The following is a 15,996-nucleotide window of genomic DNA, read 5'->3' as shown; positions in this document are numbered from 1 at the left end:
GCCTCAAACGAGGTTTCAAGCTAGCGACAGGCCGCCCGAACGGGAATCTCGGGCGAGACCACGCCAATCCGGGAGCCGACCTTGATCATCACCCGCCGCGCCTTCACCACGATCCTGTCGCTGACCGGGCTTGCCGCGGTCGCCGGGTTCTCGCCGCTGCGGTTCATCTCCGAAGCAATGGCGCAGGCTGCCACCGATGTGGCGAAGCCGGTGTCGTTGCCCGACATGGCGCTGGGCCCGAAGGACGCCGCCGTCACCATCACCGAATACGCCTCGATGACCTGCCCGCATTGCGCGGCCTTCAACGAGCAGGTGTTCCCAAAGATCAAGTCGGAATACATCGACACCGGCAAGGTGCGTTACATCTTCCGCGAGTTCCCGCTCGACATCAAAGCCGCCGCCGGCTCGATGCTGTCGCGCTGTATCGCCAATGGCGACGCGCCGAAATACTTCGCAGTCACCGACATGCTGTTCCGCCAGCAGAACGACTGGGTGGTGAAGAACACCACGGAGACCTTGACGCGGATCGGCAAGCAGGCCGGCCTTACCCAGCAGCAGGTCGAGGCCTGCCTGAAGGACCAGGCTCTGCTCGACAAGATTGCCGCCGACCAGAAATACGCCAGCGACGTTCTAAAGGTCGATTCGACGCCGACCTTCTTCATCAACGGTGAGAAGATCAAGGGCGAGACCACGTTCGAGGAATTCGCCAAGAAGATCAATCCGCTGCTGAAGAGCTGATTCTTCGCATACAAAGCCTGATTCGCATCTCGATGGCCGTATCTTTCCCGGCATAAATCCCTTGGGAAAAGCGGCTTTGGCCGGTTGCCCTCGCGGCACACCGCGGCCATTGTCCAGCCGCATGAGGCGCCTCGCGCGACTCGCCCGGATAGCGACATTGCCTTCCATGGTAGTGTCCCGGCAGGGGGATTCGCGCCTGCCAACAGAGATGCGTGCTTATGAAAATCACCCGCCTGCGCCTTCACGGCTTCAAGTCCTTCGTTGAGGCCACCGACTTCGTCATCGAACCCGGCCTGACCGGCGTGGTCGGCCCCAACGGCTGCGGCAAGTCGAATCTCGTCGAGGCGCTGCGTTGGGCGATGGGCGAGACCTCCTATAAGTCGCTGCGCGCTGCCGACATGGACGCGGTGATCTTCGCCGGCTCCGGCAATCGTCCGGCGCGCAACCACGCCGAAGTGACGATGACGATCGACAATGCCGATCGCACCGCGCCGGCGGCGATGAACGACAGCCAGCTTCTGGAAATCTCCCGCCGCATCGAGCGCGAGGCCGGTTCGGTCTATCGCATCAACGGCCGCGACGTGCGCGCCCGCGACGTGCAGATTCTGTTCGCCGACGCCGCCACCGGCGCGCGCTCGCCGGCCCTGGTCCACCAGGGCAAGATCGGCGAGATCATTCAGGCCAAGCCCGAGCAGCGCCGCCGCGTGCTGGAAGACGCCGCCGGCGTCGCCGGTCTGCATGCCCGCCGCCACGAGGCCGAGCTGCGGCTGAAGGCGGCCGAAACCAACCTCACCCGCGTCGAGGACGTGATCGGCCAGCTCGCAGGGCAAGTGGAAGGCCTGAAGAAGCAGGCTCGCCAGGCCGTGCGCTATCGCGAAGTTGCGGCCAAGGTCCGCAAGGCCGAGGCAACCCTGTTCCATTTGCGCTGGATCGGCGCCCACGCCGACGTCACGGAATCCGGCCAGACCCACGACCTCGCGGTCCGCGAGATGGCGGAGCGTACCCAGCACCAGGCCGAGGCCGCCCGCATCCAGGCGATCCGCGCCTCCGAAATGCCGGCGCTGCGCGATGCCGAAGCGCGCGCGGCAGCCGGGCTGCAGCGCCTGACCAACGCCCGCGAGCTGCTCGACCGCGAGGAAGAGCGCGCCAAGGAGCGCGTCGCCGAACTCGAGCGCCGTCTCGCACAATTCGAAGGCGACATCTCGCGCGCCCAGCAGCAGACCATGGACGCCGACGTGGCGCTGCAGCGCCTCGACGCCGAAGATTCCGAGCTCAAGGAAGAGATCAAGTCGCGCGTCGAGAAGCGCTCAGGCGTCGACGAGCGCGTCGGCGAAGCCGAGGCGGTGCTGACCGAGACCGAGCACCAGTTCGCCGAGCTCACCACCGCGCTCGCCGACCTCACCGCCAAGCGCCATCAGCTCGAAGCCAACGTTCGCACCCACCGCGACAAGCTCGCCCGGTTAGACCAGGAGATTTCGAACGTCGCGGCGGAAGAGCAGAAGCTCACTGCGGAGACCGGCGGCTTCGGCAATCTCGACGAGTTGACCGCAACGGTCGAGAACGCCGAGCAGACGCTTGCGGCCTCGGAAGCCGCCGCTCAGGACAGCGAAGCCGCCCACGTCGCCGCGCGGCAGACGCTGGAATCCTCGCGCTCGCCGCTCGTCGAAGCCGACAAGCGCGTGCAGCGGCTCGATACCGAAGCGCGCACGATCTCCAAGATCCTCAACGGCGAGACCAAAAATCTGTGGCCGCCGATCATCGACGGCATCACCGTCGACAAGGGTTTTGAAAAGGCGATCGGCGCAGCCCTCGGCGACGATCTCGACGCCCCGGTCGATCCGTCCGCGCCGATGCGCTGGACCAATGCCGGTGTCACCGACGGCGATCCGGAGTTGCCCGAGGGCGTTGTGCCGCTCGCCAGCCACGTGCAGGCACCGACCGAGCTGGCCCGCCGCCTGGCGCAGATCGGCGTGGTTCCGCGCGAACGCGGCGCCGAGCTGGTCTCGCAGCTCAAGACCGGCCAGCGGCTGGTCTCGCCCGAAGGCGACGTCTGGCGCTGGGACGGTTTTGTTGCCGCGGCCCACGCGCCGACCGGCGCCGCGCGGCGCCTTGCCGAGCGCGCCCGCCTCGTCGACATCGAGAACGATCTGGAGCAGGCCCGCATCGACGCGCAGATCAAGCGTCAGGCGCTGGAAGACGCCGAGTCCGAGCTGCAGATGGCCGCCAGCACCGAAGGCGCAAGCCGCGAAGCCTGGCGCGCCGCGCAGCGCGAGCTCAACGTCGCGCGCGAGCGCCACGCCACCACCGAGCGCGAGATCAATCGCCACGCCGCGCGCAAGGCGACGTTGTCGGAAGCGCACAGCCGTCTCGCCGCCGACCGCGCCGAGGCCGAAGCCGCCTACGAATACGCCGAAGCCGGAATCTCCGAGCTGCCGTCGAGCGAGGACACCGAAACCCGTCTCGCCGCGGTCCGCAGCGACATCGAAGGCCATCGCCGCATGGCCGCCCAGGTCCGTGCCGAGGCGCAGGCGCTGGCGCGCGAGGCCGAGCTTGCCGACCGCCGCGTGCAGGCGATCCTCGCCGAACGCACCGAGTGGCAGAACCGCAAGGAGAGCGCGGCCTCCCACATCGACACCATCCAGGCCCGTATCTCCGAAGTCACCATCGAGCGCAGCGACCTCGAGAACGCACCGGCCGTGTTCGCGGAGAAGCGCAGCGCGCTGATCACCGAGATCGAATATGCCGAAAACGACCGCCGCATGGCCGCCGACGCGCTCGCCAGCGCGGAAACCGCGATGGCCGAAACCGATCGCGCCGCGAAGCTGACGCTCGAGGCGCTGTCCAGCTCCCGCGAGGCCACGGCCCGCGCCGAGGAGCGCATGGAAGGCGCGCGGCGCCGGCTCGAGGACATCGAGCGCGAAATCCGCGACATGCTGGAAGTCGAGCCGCAGGCCGTAGCCGGCCTTGCCGAGATCGAGCCCGGCGCGGAGCTGCCGCCGCTGCACGACATCGAGGAAGACCTCGAAAAAATGCGCCGCGATCGCGAGCGTCTGGGCGCGGTCAACCTGCGCGCCGAGGAAGAGCTGCGCGAGGTCGAGACCCAGCACAACGGTCTGGTCACCGAGCGCGACGACCTCGTCGAAGCCATCAAGCGGCTGCGCCAGGGCATCCAGAGCCTCAACAAGGAGGCGCGCGAGCGGCTCCTGACCTCGTTCGAGGTCGTCAACAGCCACTTCAAGCGCCTGTTCGTCGAGCTGTTCGGTGGCGGCGAGGCCGCGCTGCATCTGATCGAGAGCGACGACCCGCTGGAAGCCGGCCTCGAAATCATCGCCAAGCCGCCGGGCAAGAAGCCGCAGACGCTGTCGCTGCTCTCGGGCGGTGAGCAGGCCCTGACCGCGATGGCGCTGATTTTCGCGGTGTTCCTCACCAACCCCTCGCCGATCTGCGTGCTGGACGAAGTCGACGCGCCGCTCGACGACCACAACGTCGAGCGCTATTGCAACCTGTTGCACGAGATGACCAGCTCGACCGACACGCGCTTCATCATCATCACCCACAACCCGATCACGATGGCGCGGATGAACCGCCTGTTCGGCGTCACCATGGCCGAGCGCGGCGTCTCGCAACTGGTGTCTGTGAATCTGCAAGAGGCAGTGGACATTCTCGACCAGAACGTTGCGTGAGGCTACGGACGAGCCGCAGCCATTGACGTCATCATCCGCCTTGTGCGCAATTGCGCACTCGGGCAGATGATGGCCACGAATGATGATCTCACCCAACCTCCCGGCGGAACTGAAAGCGGCCCTCGACGGCAAGCTCCAGGGCTTTTCGCGCACCGATGCGGCACGACGATCGTCGCAAATCTCGACCACCTATCGCGCAGGCGGCGGCTCCGGCACCATCAAGTCGGATGCCGATGCGCTCGCCTACGCGCTCGCGCGCATGCCCGCGACCTACGCGACTGTGGCGGCAAGTCTGAATGCGCTGACCGAGATCGTACCGGACCTCGCTCCGGAAACGTTGCTCGACGTCGGCGCAGGCCCGGGCACCGCGAGCTGGGCCGCCGCAGAGGCGTTCTCCTCGCTGCAGGATTTCACCCTGCTCGACGCCAACGGCGCACTGAGCAGGCTGGCGCTCGAACTGGCGCGTGATAGCTCGCGACTTGCGCAGTGCCGCTATCTGCCGGGCGATGCCGGCGCGAACCTCGCCGAGGTCTCGCAAGCCGATCTCGTGGTTGCGAGCTACGTCATCGGCGAGCTCCGTGAGGGCGATCGGCGCAAGCTCGCGGAAACGATGTGGGCGAAAGCGCGCCACGCATTGGTCGTGATCGAACCCGGCACGCCCGCCGGCTATGCGCGCATCCTCGCTTTACGCCAGCAACTGATCACGGCGGGCGCCTATGTCGCCGCGCCCTGCCCCCACGAAAAGCCGTGTCCGCTCATGGCGCCGGACTGGTGCCATTTCTCCCAGCGCCTGCCGCGCTCTCAGGCGCACCGCCAGATCAAGGGCGCCGACGTGCCGTTCGAGGACGAACGCTTCATTTACGTGGCGCTGACCCGTACGCCGCCCGCTGCACGCGCCGCGCGCGTGCTGGCGCCGCCGGATGTCGGCAAGGCCGAGATCACGGCCAAGCTCTGCACCGAGCAGAGTGTTGAACTTGCCAGGATCCCCCGCCGCGACAAGGCCGCCTATGCAAGCGCCCGGCGCTGGCGCTGGGGTGACGCCGTCATGTCCGAAAGTTAACCTCGTCCGGCGCTTTTGGCTTGAACTCGGATGGTTCCAGATCCGACCAAGTCTTACCTTCTCTCCGCGGCGGGCTCTCGCCGGGCGCTAATTTGGTCTAGGCTGCGCCAGCCTCAATCCCCTTCAGGAGTTCTCCATGTCGACCGGCTGGATCGTTCTCGGCGTCATCGTCGTCCTCGTGCTGTTCGCCTTCAGCGCCTACAACCGTCTGGTGGCGCTGGGCCAGCGCGTCGGCCAGGCCTTTGCCGACATCGACGTGCAGCTCAAGCAGCGCCACGATCTGATCCCGAACCTGGTCGAGACGGTGAAGGGCTATGCATCGCATGAGCGCGGCACGCTCGACGACGTCGTCAAGGCGCGCAATTCGGCGATGTCGGCGCAGGGACCGGCGCAGGTGTCCGCAGCCGAGAACCAGCTCTCCGGCGCGCTCGGCCGGCTGATCGCGCTGTCGGAGGCCTATCCCGACCTCAAGGCCAACGCCAATTTCCAGCAGCTCGCCAGCGAGCTCTCCGACCTCGAGAACAAGATCGCGGCCAGCCGGCGCTTCTTCAACAGCGCGGTCCAGGAATACAACACCGGCATCCAGCAGATGCCCGCCGCCTTGTTCGCCGGCATGTTCGGCTTCACCAAAAAGGACTTCTTCGATCTCGGCGCCAGCCGCACCGAGGTCGAGGCCACGCCGCAGGTGAAGTTCTGAGTTGAGCCGATAGGCCGGCAGGGCATTGCGTCATGGCCGCGTATGGTCTCTACACGCACATCGCCTCGAACAAGTTTCGTTCGATGCTGCTGCTCGCCGGCCTGTTCGCGCTGGTCTATGTGCTGGTCTATGCCGGTGCGCTGATCGCCGAAGTCGTCATCAACGGCAATGAGACCGTCGTCTATTATCTGAGCCGCGCCTTCTATGACCTGAAAGTCGCCGCGCCGGTTGCGACCGTCGTGGCAGCGGCCTGGATCGTGATCGCCTATTTCTTCCACCAGTCGATGATCGATGCCGTGACCGGCGGCCACGACGTCACCCGGCAGGAACAGCCGCGGCTCTATAATCTGCTCGAAAACCTCTGTATCTCGCGCGGCATCACGATGCCGAAGCTGAAGATCATGGAGAACCCGGCGCTGAACGCGTTCGCGACCGGCCTCAACCCGGGGCAATATTCGATCACCGTCACCACCGGTCTCCTCAACGCACTGAACGACAAGGAGATCGAGGCGGTGCTGGGCCACGAGCTGACCCACATCAAGAACGGCGACGTGCAGCTCATGGTGGTCGCCGTCATCATCGCGGGTGTAGTCGGCTTCTTCGGCGAATTGTTCTTCCGCCTGTTCACGAATTTCGGCTGGAGCTCCGGCGGCGGCTCGTGGTCGTCAGGCTCCTCCTCGTCATCGCGATCGTCCTCGTCGTCGAACGACAGCAAGAGCTCCGGCGGCGGCGCGGTGGTCGTCATCATCATCGCGGTGGTGCTGATCGTGGTGGCATGGCTGTTGTCGCAAGTGGTGAAGCTCGCGCTGTCGCGCTCGCGCGAATATCTCGCCGATGCGGGCTCGGTCGAGCTGACGAAAAACCCGGACGCCATGATCTCGGCGCTGCGCAAGATCGAAAACCGCGGCGAGCTGCCGGGCGCAACCTCGGCGGTGATGGAGCTCTGCGTCGACAATCCGCGCGAGGGCTTTGCAGACCTGTTTGCCACTCACCCATCGGTGCAGTCCCGAGTCGACGCGCTGGTCAAGTTCGCCGGCGGCCACGATCCCGGCCCGCTGCCGCCACCCGGCTATGAGGAGGCAGAACCGGAAGCACAAGCCGGCCAGCAAGGCACGCCGCCGCCGCTGCGCCAGGGTCCTTGGGACGATGCAGGCGGCTCGGCCAGTCCACCGCCCGTGCCCGCATCCAGCCCTGCCGGAACCGCAAGCGGCAATCCGATAGGCAATGCCATCGGCAATCCCTTGGGCAATCCAATGGGTCCTTGGGGCCGCCGTTAAACGCGTGATTTGACGCGACGCGCGGAAGGTTTGGTCGCGATTGGGAAAAACCTCGGGAATTGCCGTAACTGCATGCCGAGGAATTGAATTCTCCCTTGTTTCTGCCATGTTCGCGCCCAACAGCAGACTTGGGACATCCTCGGGACATCCTTGGGACATCGATTTGGGGCCCGGCCGATTGCGATCTCGCGATCGGGGGCGCGTTAGGGGACAGCAATGGCAAAGCCGGCAGTGGTTGTGGTAGGCGCGGACAAGGGCGGGGTCGGCAAGACCACGGTGTCGCGCACCCTGCTCGATTATTTTTCCGCCAACAATGTGCCGACGCGCGCCTTCGACACCGAGTCGCCGCGCGGAACCCTGAAGCGCTTCCACCCTGATATCACCGAGATCGTCGACATGACGACGACGTCCGATCAGATGAAGATCTTCGATACGCTCAACGCGACGAGCCCGTCGGTGACCGTGATCGACGTCCGCGCCGGCCTGCTCTCGCCGGCGCTGGCCTCGCTGCGCGACATCGGTTTCCTCGACGCCGCCAAGGCCGGTCAGATCACCTTCGCAGTGTTCCACATCCTCGGACCCTCGATCGCCTCACTGGATGAGATCGCCGAGACAGCCGGCTTCATGACCGGCGCAAAGTATTTCCTGGTGAAGAACTTCATCAACGACACGCAGTTCTTCCAATGGGACCAGGCGACCTACAATTCATACTTCCACCGCATCAAGGATGCGACCGAGCTGACCATCCCAAAACTCAACGAAATGGCCTATGAGCAGGTCGAGGTGTCCTCGGGTCCCGTTCCTCAAATTCGTCGCCAACAAGGGCATCAACGACGAGGCCGCGAACTATTCGTTCGTGCTCCGCGGCTATGTCCGGCATTGGCTGGCGAACGTCTGGAGCGAATTCGACCGGATCCGACTGACCGACATCGTCGGCTCCAAGCCCGCCGTCCGCAACAGCGAAAAATAGTTGCGGACCCCGGGTGGATACGGCTGGATTGGGCGGTGAGTTCGCTCAGATAATAGTTCGTGATGCCAGCAACGCCCCTCTACATCATCTGCTCGCCCCGCCCGCAGGTCGGCAAGACCTTGCTGGCGCGGCTTTTGAGCGAATTTTTGCTGCTCAAGAACGGCAACGTCGCGGCCTTCGACGTCAACCTGAAGGAGCCGTCGCTGCTCGACTATCTGCCAAAGATCACGGAGACCGCCGACGTGATCGACACCTATGGCAAGATGCAGCTGATGGATCGCGTCATCGTCGATGACGGGCTTGCCAAGGTGATCGACCTCGGCTTCCACGCCTTTGACGAGTTCTTCAAGATGGCCGACGAGATCGGCCTGTTGAAAGAGGCCGCGCGCCGCCACGTCGCGCCGATCATCCTGTTCGTCGCCGACACCGACCGCGCCTCGGCCCGCGCCTACGAAATGCTGCGCGAACAGATCCCGCGGATGAACCTGATCACGGTCGATAACGAGCACATCGTGCGCGGCGAGCTGCCGGCCGCAATGGCTGCCGGGCGGGTGTTCCGCCTGCCCGCGCTGCCCGGCTTCCTGAAGACCTATGTCGGCCGGCTGAACTTCTCCTTCACCGGGTATCTGCGCCAGGAGAAGGATGCCTCGACCGAGCTGCACCAGTGGACCCGGCGCAATTACCTCGCCTTCCGTGAGCTCGAGCTCAGCCTGATCCTGCAACGGTCCTGAATATTTTACCCGGATAATATTGGCTTGCGGCGGACCCGCCGTTACTGAGTTTGCGCACCAGCATCCCTCAGCAAGGCCCCTCACAGTGACCATCGACCGGAAAGCCGCCATCGCCGCCTACAGGGAGCGGAAGACCGTCGCAGGCATCTACGTCGTCCGCTGCGCGGCATCGGGCGAGACATGGGTCGGACAGGCGCCGAACCTCGAGACAATCCAGAACCGCATCTGGTTCTCGTTGCGCCACGGCAGCCACCCCTGCCGCAGCCTTCAGGCTGCGTGGACCACGCATGGCGAGCCCGGCCTGACATTTGGCGAATGCGAGCGTCTGGAGGACGAGGCGAGCGCCTATGTCAGGAATGCGCTGCTCAAAGAGCGCATGCTGCACTGGCTGTCGGAGCTAAAGGCCGAGGCGATCTGAACGTCGCCAGCGGCGCCGTTGCCGTTCAGTGTCCCTCGAACGTCATCAGCGTGCGCACGGGCACGTCCATCGCGCGCAGCTTGGCGGCACCGCCGAGCTCGGGCAGGTCGATGATGAAGCAGGCGGCCACCACATTGGCGCCGATCTGCCGCAGCAGCTTCACCGCGCCTTCCGCGGTGCCGCCCGTGGCAATGAGATCGTCGACCAGGATGACGCGCTCGCCGGGCTGGATGGCGTCGACATGCATCTCCATCTCGTCGATGCCGTATTCGAGGGAGTAAGCGATGCGCACGGTGGTGTGTGGCAGCTTGCCTTTCTTGCGGATCGGCACGAACCCGGCGGACACCTGATGCGCCACCGCGCCGCCGATGATGAAGCCGCGCGCCTCCATGCCGGCGACCTTGTCGATCTTGTTGCCGGCCCAGGGATTGACGAGTTCGTCAACCGCACGGCGGAACGCGCGCGCATCTGCGAGCAGCGTGGTGATGTCGCGGAACATGATCCCCGGCTTTGGGTAGTCCGGGATGGTGCGAACGCTCGCCTTCAGATCGTGGTCGAAATTCATTGGTGCCTCTCAATCAACGCGCGCTTCCAGCCGGAACGCATTCTCGACAATTCGTAATCCCACCTCGCCGCTGAGCGACATCAGCGATTCCGGATGGAATTGCACGCCGGGCGACCGGCAGGGTCTTGTGCTCCAGCGCCATGGCCACGCCGTCCTCGGTGCTGGCCGTGACATCGAGAACTTCGGGCATGCTGTCGCGCTCGACATAAAGCGAGTGATAGCGGCCGATAACGATCTCGTTCGGCAGATTGCGCATCAACCTCCCGCCGCGGACCTGCACCCGCGAGGGCCGGCCGTGGGCGGGATGCGTGAGCTGCCCGAGTTCGCCGCCGAAATACTCGCCGATCGCCTGGACGCCGAGGCAGACGCCGAACACCGGCAGCTTGTTGTCCAGCGCCGCGTCGATGGTCTTCTTGATCCCGAAATCCTCAGGCCTGCCGGGGCCGGGCGACAGCACCAGCAAATCCCACCTCTTCTGCCTGAGCATGTCGAGCGCATGCACATGGCGGACCACGGTGACGTCAGCCCCGACCTGGCGGAAATAGTCGGCCAGCATATGGACGAAGCTGTCGTCGTGGTCGATCAGCAGCACCCGCTTGCCCGAACCGGTGGCATCGGGCGCAAAGGCCGACAGCGGCTTCGGCGGATCGCCGCGCAGCGCCTGGAACAAGGCGGCAGCCTTGACCTGGCATTCGCGATCTTCGGCGGCGGGATCGGAGTCGAACAAACAGGTCGCCCCGACACGCACCTCCGCGAGGCCTTCCTTCATCCGGATGGTACGGATGGTGAGGCCGGTGTTGATACTGCCGTCGAAATTCACCGCGCCGATGGCGCCGGCATACCAGCGCCGTGGCGAGCGCTCGTGATCCTCGACGAACTGCATCGCCCAGAGCTTTGGTGCGCCGGTGACGGTGACGGCCCAGGCGTGGGTGAGGAACGCATCGAGCGCATCGAAGCCGGGGCGCAGCATGCCCTCGACATGGTCCACGGTGTGAAACAGCTTCGAGTAGGTCTCGATCTGCCGGCGTGCCAGCACCTTGATCGTGCCGGGAACGCAGACGCGCGCCTTGTCGTTGCGATCGACGTCGGTGCACATGTTGAGCTCGAACTCGTCCTTCTCCGAGTTCAGGAGCTGGCGGATCTGCTCGGCGTCGCCGATCGCGTCGGTGCCGCGCGCGATCGTGCCCGAGATCGGGCAGGTCTCGACCCGGCGTCCGTCCGAGCGCACGAACATTTCGGGCGAGGCAGAAACGAGAAACTCGCCCTCGCCAAGATTCATCAGCGCGCCATAGGGCGACGGATTGATGACGCAGAGCCGCTGGAACACTTCCGCCGGCGAGCGGTCGCAAGGCTCGGCGAACAGCTGGCCAGGTACGGCTTCGAAGAGATCGCCGCGCGCGAAGGCCGCGCGCGCGGTTTCCACCGTGGCCTGATATTCGCCGGGCGCGTGATCCGCAAAACCCTGGCGCGACGTCTTGAGGTACGGGCTCTCGGCGGTCTCGTGCGGCAGGCCCGCGGTGGACTTGCCCTTCCACGCGAAATCGTAAGTGAGCACGACGCCGCGGCCGGTGGCGCGGTCATAGGCCAGCAGGCGGTCCGGGACGTAGAGCACGATGTCGCGCTGATCGCTCTCTCGCGCGCGCTTCTGCACGAGATCCTCGATCTGGAAGACGAGGTCGTAGGCGAAGGCGCCGAACAGGCCGAGCAACCCGTCGTCGTTGGCGGAGAAGGCGGCGACGAGATCGCGCACCAGCGACATCACGCTGGCACGCCGCGTGCGCTGGTCTTCGTCGATCGGCGCTTCGCCGCGGACGATATGACCGGCAAGGCGCGTGGACGTCTTCTCGGAGATCACGACGCAGGGCTCGCGCAAGACGTCGGCGACGAAGGCGATCAGCACCTGCCCGCGCTCGTTCAATGCTTCCAGATTGAAATTGAAACCTGTTGTCTCGAGCTTGAGCGGCGGATCGGAGAAGCCGAGGTCGAAACTCTCGTAGCGGCCGGGCACGGTCGTGCCCGAGGACAGCACCACGCCGCGGCGACGGTCGAGCAGGTTGACGAGATCGTCGAGCCGGTTGGCGCCGCCGGTGAACTGCTCGGCCACGCGCGTGATCGCAAGCCCCGCGCGGGTCACATAGTCGCTTCGAGCCGGGAGGGCAAAGACGGTCCTGTTCATGTCGTCCTCTTACGAAACTTGCCGAGGGAACGCCACACAGGACAAACGATCAGGCCGCCGCACTGCGTGGGCGACCTCAGACGATTTTGGGAGAATAAATCGCACCGGCCACCTCTTAGGAGGTGCGCCACCAAAGACGGGATGGGCGGACGGCGGTGCTCATAGAGCGGATACTCATCATGGCGCGGGGACGGCGTCAAGAGCGGCGATCACGCCAGTTCGCCCGGTCTCGGTGCCTCACGACCTCCATGACGGACGTGAAGAATGGCCAATTCATCATCGGTGATGCGGTAGTAGATCAGGTACGGAAGCGGGACGATCGGAAACACCCGAACTCCGACCATGTCGGTCCCGCGTCCAAGGCCTGGATACTTCGCGAGCAATCGGTAGACCGAATGCGCCGAACGACCGCGCTCGCGGCGCGCCTGTTGTGCTGCGCGATGTATTCGTGAACGCCCTCGTTATCAATGCGGGCACGCCAAGCGTACCGCAGCTTCACGGGCCGCACTTCTTCCAGAGTGCGGCCATTTCCTCGTCGGTCGCGAACTCGCCTCGCTCCGCTTGCCCGAGCCCCTCGAGCACGGCCTCGCGATGTTCTTCGGGCACAACGAACGGATCGCCATCGCTGGCGACGATCTGCTCTAGCACCTCGGCGACGTAGGCTTGCCGATCTTCCGGCAACCTTCTCACCTTCTCGATGACATCTTCCCGGACCTTGGTCATGGGCGGAATATATACCACCTCCGCTCCCAAAACGACCTATTCCCCTCAGCCCAGATGCTTCCTAAAAAACTCCGTCGCCCTGCCCCAGGCGAGCTCGGCGGCTTCGCGGTCGTGCACGGCCTGGCGCTGCTCGTTGACGAAGGCGTGCTCGGCGTCATAGCGGAACAGCTCCAGCGACTTGCCGGCCGCTTTCATGCCCTTTTCGAAGGCATCCACGACCTGCGGCGTGCACCAATCGTCCTTGTTGGCGAAATGGGCCTGGAGCGGGATCTTGACGTCGGCAGGCTTGGCAGCCTGCTCCGGCGGAATGCCGTAGAACACCACGCCGGCCGCAAGCTCCGGGATCTTGGTCGCACCAATGATGGTCACCGCACCGCCGAGGCAGAAGCCTGTCAGCCCCACCTTGGCCCCATTGCGCGACAGATATTGCGTGGCGCCGCGCACGGTCTGCGTGGTGGCGTCCATGAAATCGAGCGAGTTCATCTCTTTGCCGGCGGCGTCCGTATCGTGATACGGCACCACCTTGCCCTTGTAGAGATCGGGCGCGAGCGCGTCGAAACCGGCCAGCGCAAAGCGATCGCACAGGCCCTTGATCTGGTCCGACAGGCCCCACCATTCCTGGATCACGACCACGCCCGGCGCGTTGCCGCGCGCGGTGTTGGCGAGATAGCCCGATCCGTCCTTGCCGTCCGGGCGCTTGAAGGTGATGGCGGTTCCCATGGTGTCCTCCGATGGGTTTCTGGGGAGCGGTTGGCGGTACTTTGGCCGCTAGGAGCGCGATAGGCAATCGCGCCTGACAACACACGCTCGTGTGCAACAAAAAAGCCCCCTCGCGGGGGCTTCTTAAATTCTCGTTTCGCCTCGAACCGCTCAGTGCGAGTCGGCCCAGACCTTCTTCTTGGTGAAGTACATCAGGCCGGCGAAGATGATCAGGAAAATGAAGACCTGAAAGCCCATGCGCTTGCGCGCTTCCATGTGCGGCTCCGCGGTCCACATCAGGAACGTGGTGACGTCCTTGGCGTACTGCGCGACGGTCGTCGGCGAGCCGTCGTCATAGGTGACCTGGCCGTCGCTGAGCGGCTTCGGCATCTTGATGGCGTGGCCCGGGAAGTACTTGTTGTAGTAGGAGCCCTCCGGGATGGTCACACCCTCAGGCGCCTTGTCCTCAAAGCCCTGCAGCACCGCCGAGACGTAGTCTGGGCCCTGCTCCTGCTCCTGAAACTGGGTGAAGAAGTCGACGATGAACATCGGGAAGCCGCGCCCGTAGGACCGCGCCTTCGTGATCAGCGACAGATCTGGCGGCGCCGCACCGCCGTTCGCCGCACGTGCGGCCTGCTCGTTTGGAAATGGCGAGGGGAAATAGTCCGCGGGCCGGCCCGGGCGCTCGAACATGTCGCCCTGATCGTTCGGACCGTCCTTGACCTTGTAGTCGGAGGCGAAGGCTGCCACCTGCGCGGTCGAATAGCCGGGGCCGCCGGGATCTCCGAGATTGCGGAAGGCGATGAAGGACAGGCCGTGGCAGTTGGCGCAGACTTCCTTGTAGACCTTGAGGCCGCGCTGGAGTGCGCCGCGGTCGAACGTGCCGAACGGGCCGGAGAAGGACCAGTTGTTGCCCGGCGGCCTGGTGCCGCCTTCCTCGGCGCGGGCGCTGTCGACTGAGCCCGCAAACAACGCGCCCACCAGCGCAAGAGCGATCACGGTCGACACCATCGGCGTCGACTTGCTGCCGGTCTTTGCAAGAACCGCCTCTGCGATCGAATTCGGCACCGGCCGCGGCGTCTCGATGCGCGAGAGCAGCGGCAGCACGATCAGGAAGTAGGCGAAGTAGCAGAACGTCAGCACCCGGCCGGCGATCACGTAGATGCCTTCCGGCGGCTGCGCGCCGAGATAGCCGAGCAGGATGCAGACCGCGACGAAGATCCAGAAGAACTGCTTGGCCAGCGGACGGTACTTCGACGACTTCGTCCTGGCGGCGTCGAGCCAGGGCAGGAAGCACAGGATGATGATCGCCGAGAACATCCCGATCACGCCCGCGAGCTTGTTCGGGATCGAACGCAGGATCGCGTAGAACGGCAGGTAATACCATTCCGGCACGATGTGCGGCGGGGTCACGCCCGGGTTCGCCGGAATGTAGTTGTCGGCGTCGCCGAGATAGTTCGGCATGTAGAAGATGAACCAGGCGTAGAGCAGCATGAAGCAGGCGACGCCGAAGCCGTCCTTGATGGTGGCGTGCGGCGTGAACGGAACCGTGTCCTTTTCCGTCTTCGGCTCGACGCCGTCAGGATTGTTCTGGCCGGCGACGTGCAGCGCCCAGACGTGGAGCACGACGACGCCCGCGATCAGGAACGGCAGCAGATAGTGCAGCGAGAAGAAGCGGTTCAGCGTCGGGTTACCGACCGAATAGCCGCCCCACAGCAGCGTCACGATGCTCTCGCCAACATAGGGAATGGCGGAGAACAGATTGGTGATGACGGTGGCGCCCCAGAAGCTCATCTGGCCCCAGGGGAGCACGTAGCCCATGAAACCGGTCGCCATCATCAGGAGGTAGATGATGACGCCGAGGATCCAGAGCACTTCGCGCGGCTCCTTGTAGGAGCCGTAATAGAGGCCGCGCAGCATGTGGACGTAGACAGCGACGAAGAACATGGAGGCGCCGACGGCGTGCATGTTGCGCAGCAGCCAGCCGTAATTGACGTCACGGACCAATAGCTCGACCGACTTGAAGGCGAGATCGGCATGCGGCGTGTAGTGCATCGCCAGGATCACGCCGGTCAGGATCTGGATCCCAAGCATGAAGGAGAGGATGGCGCCGAAGGTCCACCAGTAGTTCAGGTTGCGCGGGGTGGGATAGATAACGAAGGACGAGTGGACGAGACCCATGATCGGCAGACGTCGCTCGATCCATTGCAGGGCCGGATTGCTCGGCTGGTAGTCGGATGGTCCGCTCATGATGCGATC

The 15,996-nt window shown here is 64.9% G+C and carries 12 protein-coding genes and 2 pseudogenes; 8 read left to right on the top strand and 6 right to left on the bottom strand.

What is annotated here, in order from left to right; all coding sequences use genetic code 11:
- Window positions 1-81 precede the first annotated feature (81 nt).
- From ACVWW3_RS02025 to ACVWW3_RS01990, 8 genes and pseudogenes are all read left to right on the top strand, one after another.
- Window positions 82-738, top strand: coding sequence for a DsbA family protein (locus ACVWW3_RS02025; RefSeq protein WP_456651052.1), 657 nt, complete (start codon window positions 82-84; stop codon window positions 736-738).
- A 218-nt stretch (window positions 739-956) separates the two neighbouring features.
- Window positions 957-4,421 (top strand): chromosome segregation protein SMC, encoded by a 3,465-nt coding sequence (gene smc / locus ACVWW3_RS02020; RefSeq protein WP_456651053.1) that lies wholly within the window; start codon window positions 957-959, stop codon window positions 4,419-4,421.
- A gap of 79 nt (window positions 4,422-4,500) precedes the next feature.
- Window positions 4,501-5,481: a small ribosomal subunit Rsm22 family protein gene (locus ACVWW3_RS02015; protein WP_456651054.1), complete on the top strand. Its 981-nt coding sequence runs from the start codon at window positions 4,501-4,503 to the stop codon at window positions 5,479-5,481.
- A gap of 136 nt (window positions 5,482-5,617) precedes the next feature.
- Window positions 5,618-6,178, top strand: a complete 561-nt coding sequence (locus ACVWW3_RS02010) for a LemA family protein (protein ID WP_247340369.1) — start codon at window positions 5,618-5,620, stop codon at window positions 6,176-6,178.
- Window positions 6,179-6,210: 32 nt separating this feature from the next.
- Entirely contained in the window at window positions 6,211-7,455 is a 1,245-nt protein-coding gene (locus tag ACVWW3_RS02005) for a M48 family metallopeptidase (RefSeq protein ID WP_456651055.1), read from the top strand.
- Window positions 7,456-7,671: 216 nt separating this feature from the next.
- Window positions 7,672-8,425, top strand: a pseudogene (locus ACVWW3_RS02000) (hypothetical protein).
- A 62-nt stretch (window positions 8,426-8,487) separates the two neighbouring features.
- The gene (locus ACVWW3_RS01995) at window positions 8,488-9,156 is read left to right on the top strand and encodes a hypothetical protein (RefSeq protein ID WP_247440802.1); all 669 of its coding nucleotides are present in this window, start codon (window positions 8,488-8,490) and stop codon (window positions 9,154-9,156) included.
- 85 nt (window positions 9,157-9,241) lie between these two features.
- A complete protein-coding gene (locus ACVWW3_RS01990; protein ID WP_247340379.1) occupies window positions 9,242-9,574 on the top strand; it encodes a GIY-YIG nuclease family protein in 333 nt (110 codons plus the stop codon).
- A gap of 25 nt (window positions 9,575-9,599) precedes the next feature.
- Here ACVWW3_RS01990 and ACVWW3_RS01985 read toward each other — a convergent pair whose 3' ends face one another.
- The 6 genes and pseudogenes from ACVWW3_RS01985 to fbcH form a co-directional block, all read right to left on the bottom strand.
- On the bottom strand, window positions 9,600-10,139 hold the full coding sequence (locus tag ACVWW3_RS01985) for an adenine phosphoribosyltransferase (protein ID WP_045005226.1): 540 nt from the start codon (window positions 10,137-10,139) through the stop codon (window positions 9,600-9,602).
- 9 nt (window positions 10,140-10,148) lie between these two features.
- Window positions 10,149-12,315, bottom strand: a pseudogene (locus ACVWW3_RS01980) (anthranilate synthase component I).
- Between the two features lie 209 nt (window positions 12,316-12,524).
- Complete coding sequence (locus ACVWW3_RS01975) at window positions 12,525-12,761, bottom strand: type II toxin-antitoxin system RelE/ParE family toxin (protein WP_456652079.1); 237 nt, start codon at window positions 12,759-12,761, stop codon at window positions 12,525-12,527.
- A gap of 49 nt (window positions 12,762-12,810) precedes the next feature.
- Entirely contained in the window at window positions 12,811-13,038 is a 228-nt protein-coding gene (locus ACVWW3_RS01970) for a hypothetical protein (RefSeq protein ID WP_456651057.1), read from the bottom strand.
- 45 nt (window positions 13,039-13,083) lie between these two features.
- A complete protein-coding gene (locus ACVWW3_RS01965) occupies window positions 13,084-13,758 on the bottom strand; it encodes a dienelactone hydrolase family protein (RefSeq protein WP_456651058.1) in 675 nt (224 codons plus the stop codon).
- Between the two features lie 150 nt (window positions 13,759-13,908).
- A complete protein-coding gene (gene fbcH, locus ACVWW3_RS01960; protein WP_456671834.1) occupies window positions 13,909-15,987 on the bottom strand; it encodes a cytochrome b/c1 in 2,079 nt (692 codons plus the stop codon).
- Window positions 15,988-15,996: the final 9 nt, after the last annotated feature.

The organism is Bradyrhizobium sp. LM2.9 (assembly GCF_054056555.1).
This window is presented reverse-complemented; position numbering and strand designations above follow the sequence as displayed.

What these genes read in the sequence shown, in the direction of transcription:
- ACVWW3_RS02005 (WP_456651055.1), top strand. Translation starts at nt 6,211, where the DNA reads ATGGCCGCGTATGGTCTCTACACGCACATCGCCTCGAACAAGTTTCGT.
- ACVWW3_RS01965 (WP_456651058.1), bottom strand. Translation starts at nt 13,758, where the DNA reads ATGGGAACCGCCATCACCTTCAAGCGCCCGGACGGCAAGGACGGATCG.
- ACVWW3_RS02015 (WP_456651054.1), top strand. Translation starts at nt 4,501, where the DNA reads ATGATGATCTCACCCAACCTCCCGGCGGAACTGAAAGCGGCCCTCGAC.
- ACVWW3_RS02010 (WP_247340369.1), top strand. Translation starts at nt 5,618, where the DNA reads ATGTCGACCGGCTGGATCGTTCTCGGCGTCATCGTCGTCCTCGTGCTG.
- ACVWW3_RS01995 (WP_247440802.1), top strand. Translation starts at nt 8,488, where the DNA reads ATGCCAGCAACGCCCCTCTACATCATCTGCTCGCCCCGCCCGCAGGTC.
- ACVWW3_RS01985 (WP_045005226.1), bottom strand. Translation starts at nt 10,139, where the DNA reads ATGAATTTCGACCACGATCTGAAGGCGAGCGTTCGCACCATCCCGGAC.
- ACVWW3_RS01970 (WP_456651057.1), bottom strand. Translation starts at nt 13,038, where the DNA reads ATGACCAAGGTCCGGGAAGATGTCATCGAGAAGGTGAGAAGGTTGCCG.
- smc (WP_456651053.1), top strand. Translation starts at nt 957, where the DNA reads ATGAAAATCACCCGCCTGCGCCTTCACGGCTTCAAGTCCTTCGTTGAG.
- fbcH (WP_456671834.1), bottom strand. Translation starts at nt 15,987, where the DNA reads ATGAGCGGACCATCCGACTACCAGCCGAGCAATCCGGCCCTGCAATGG.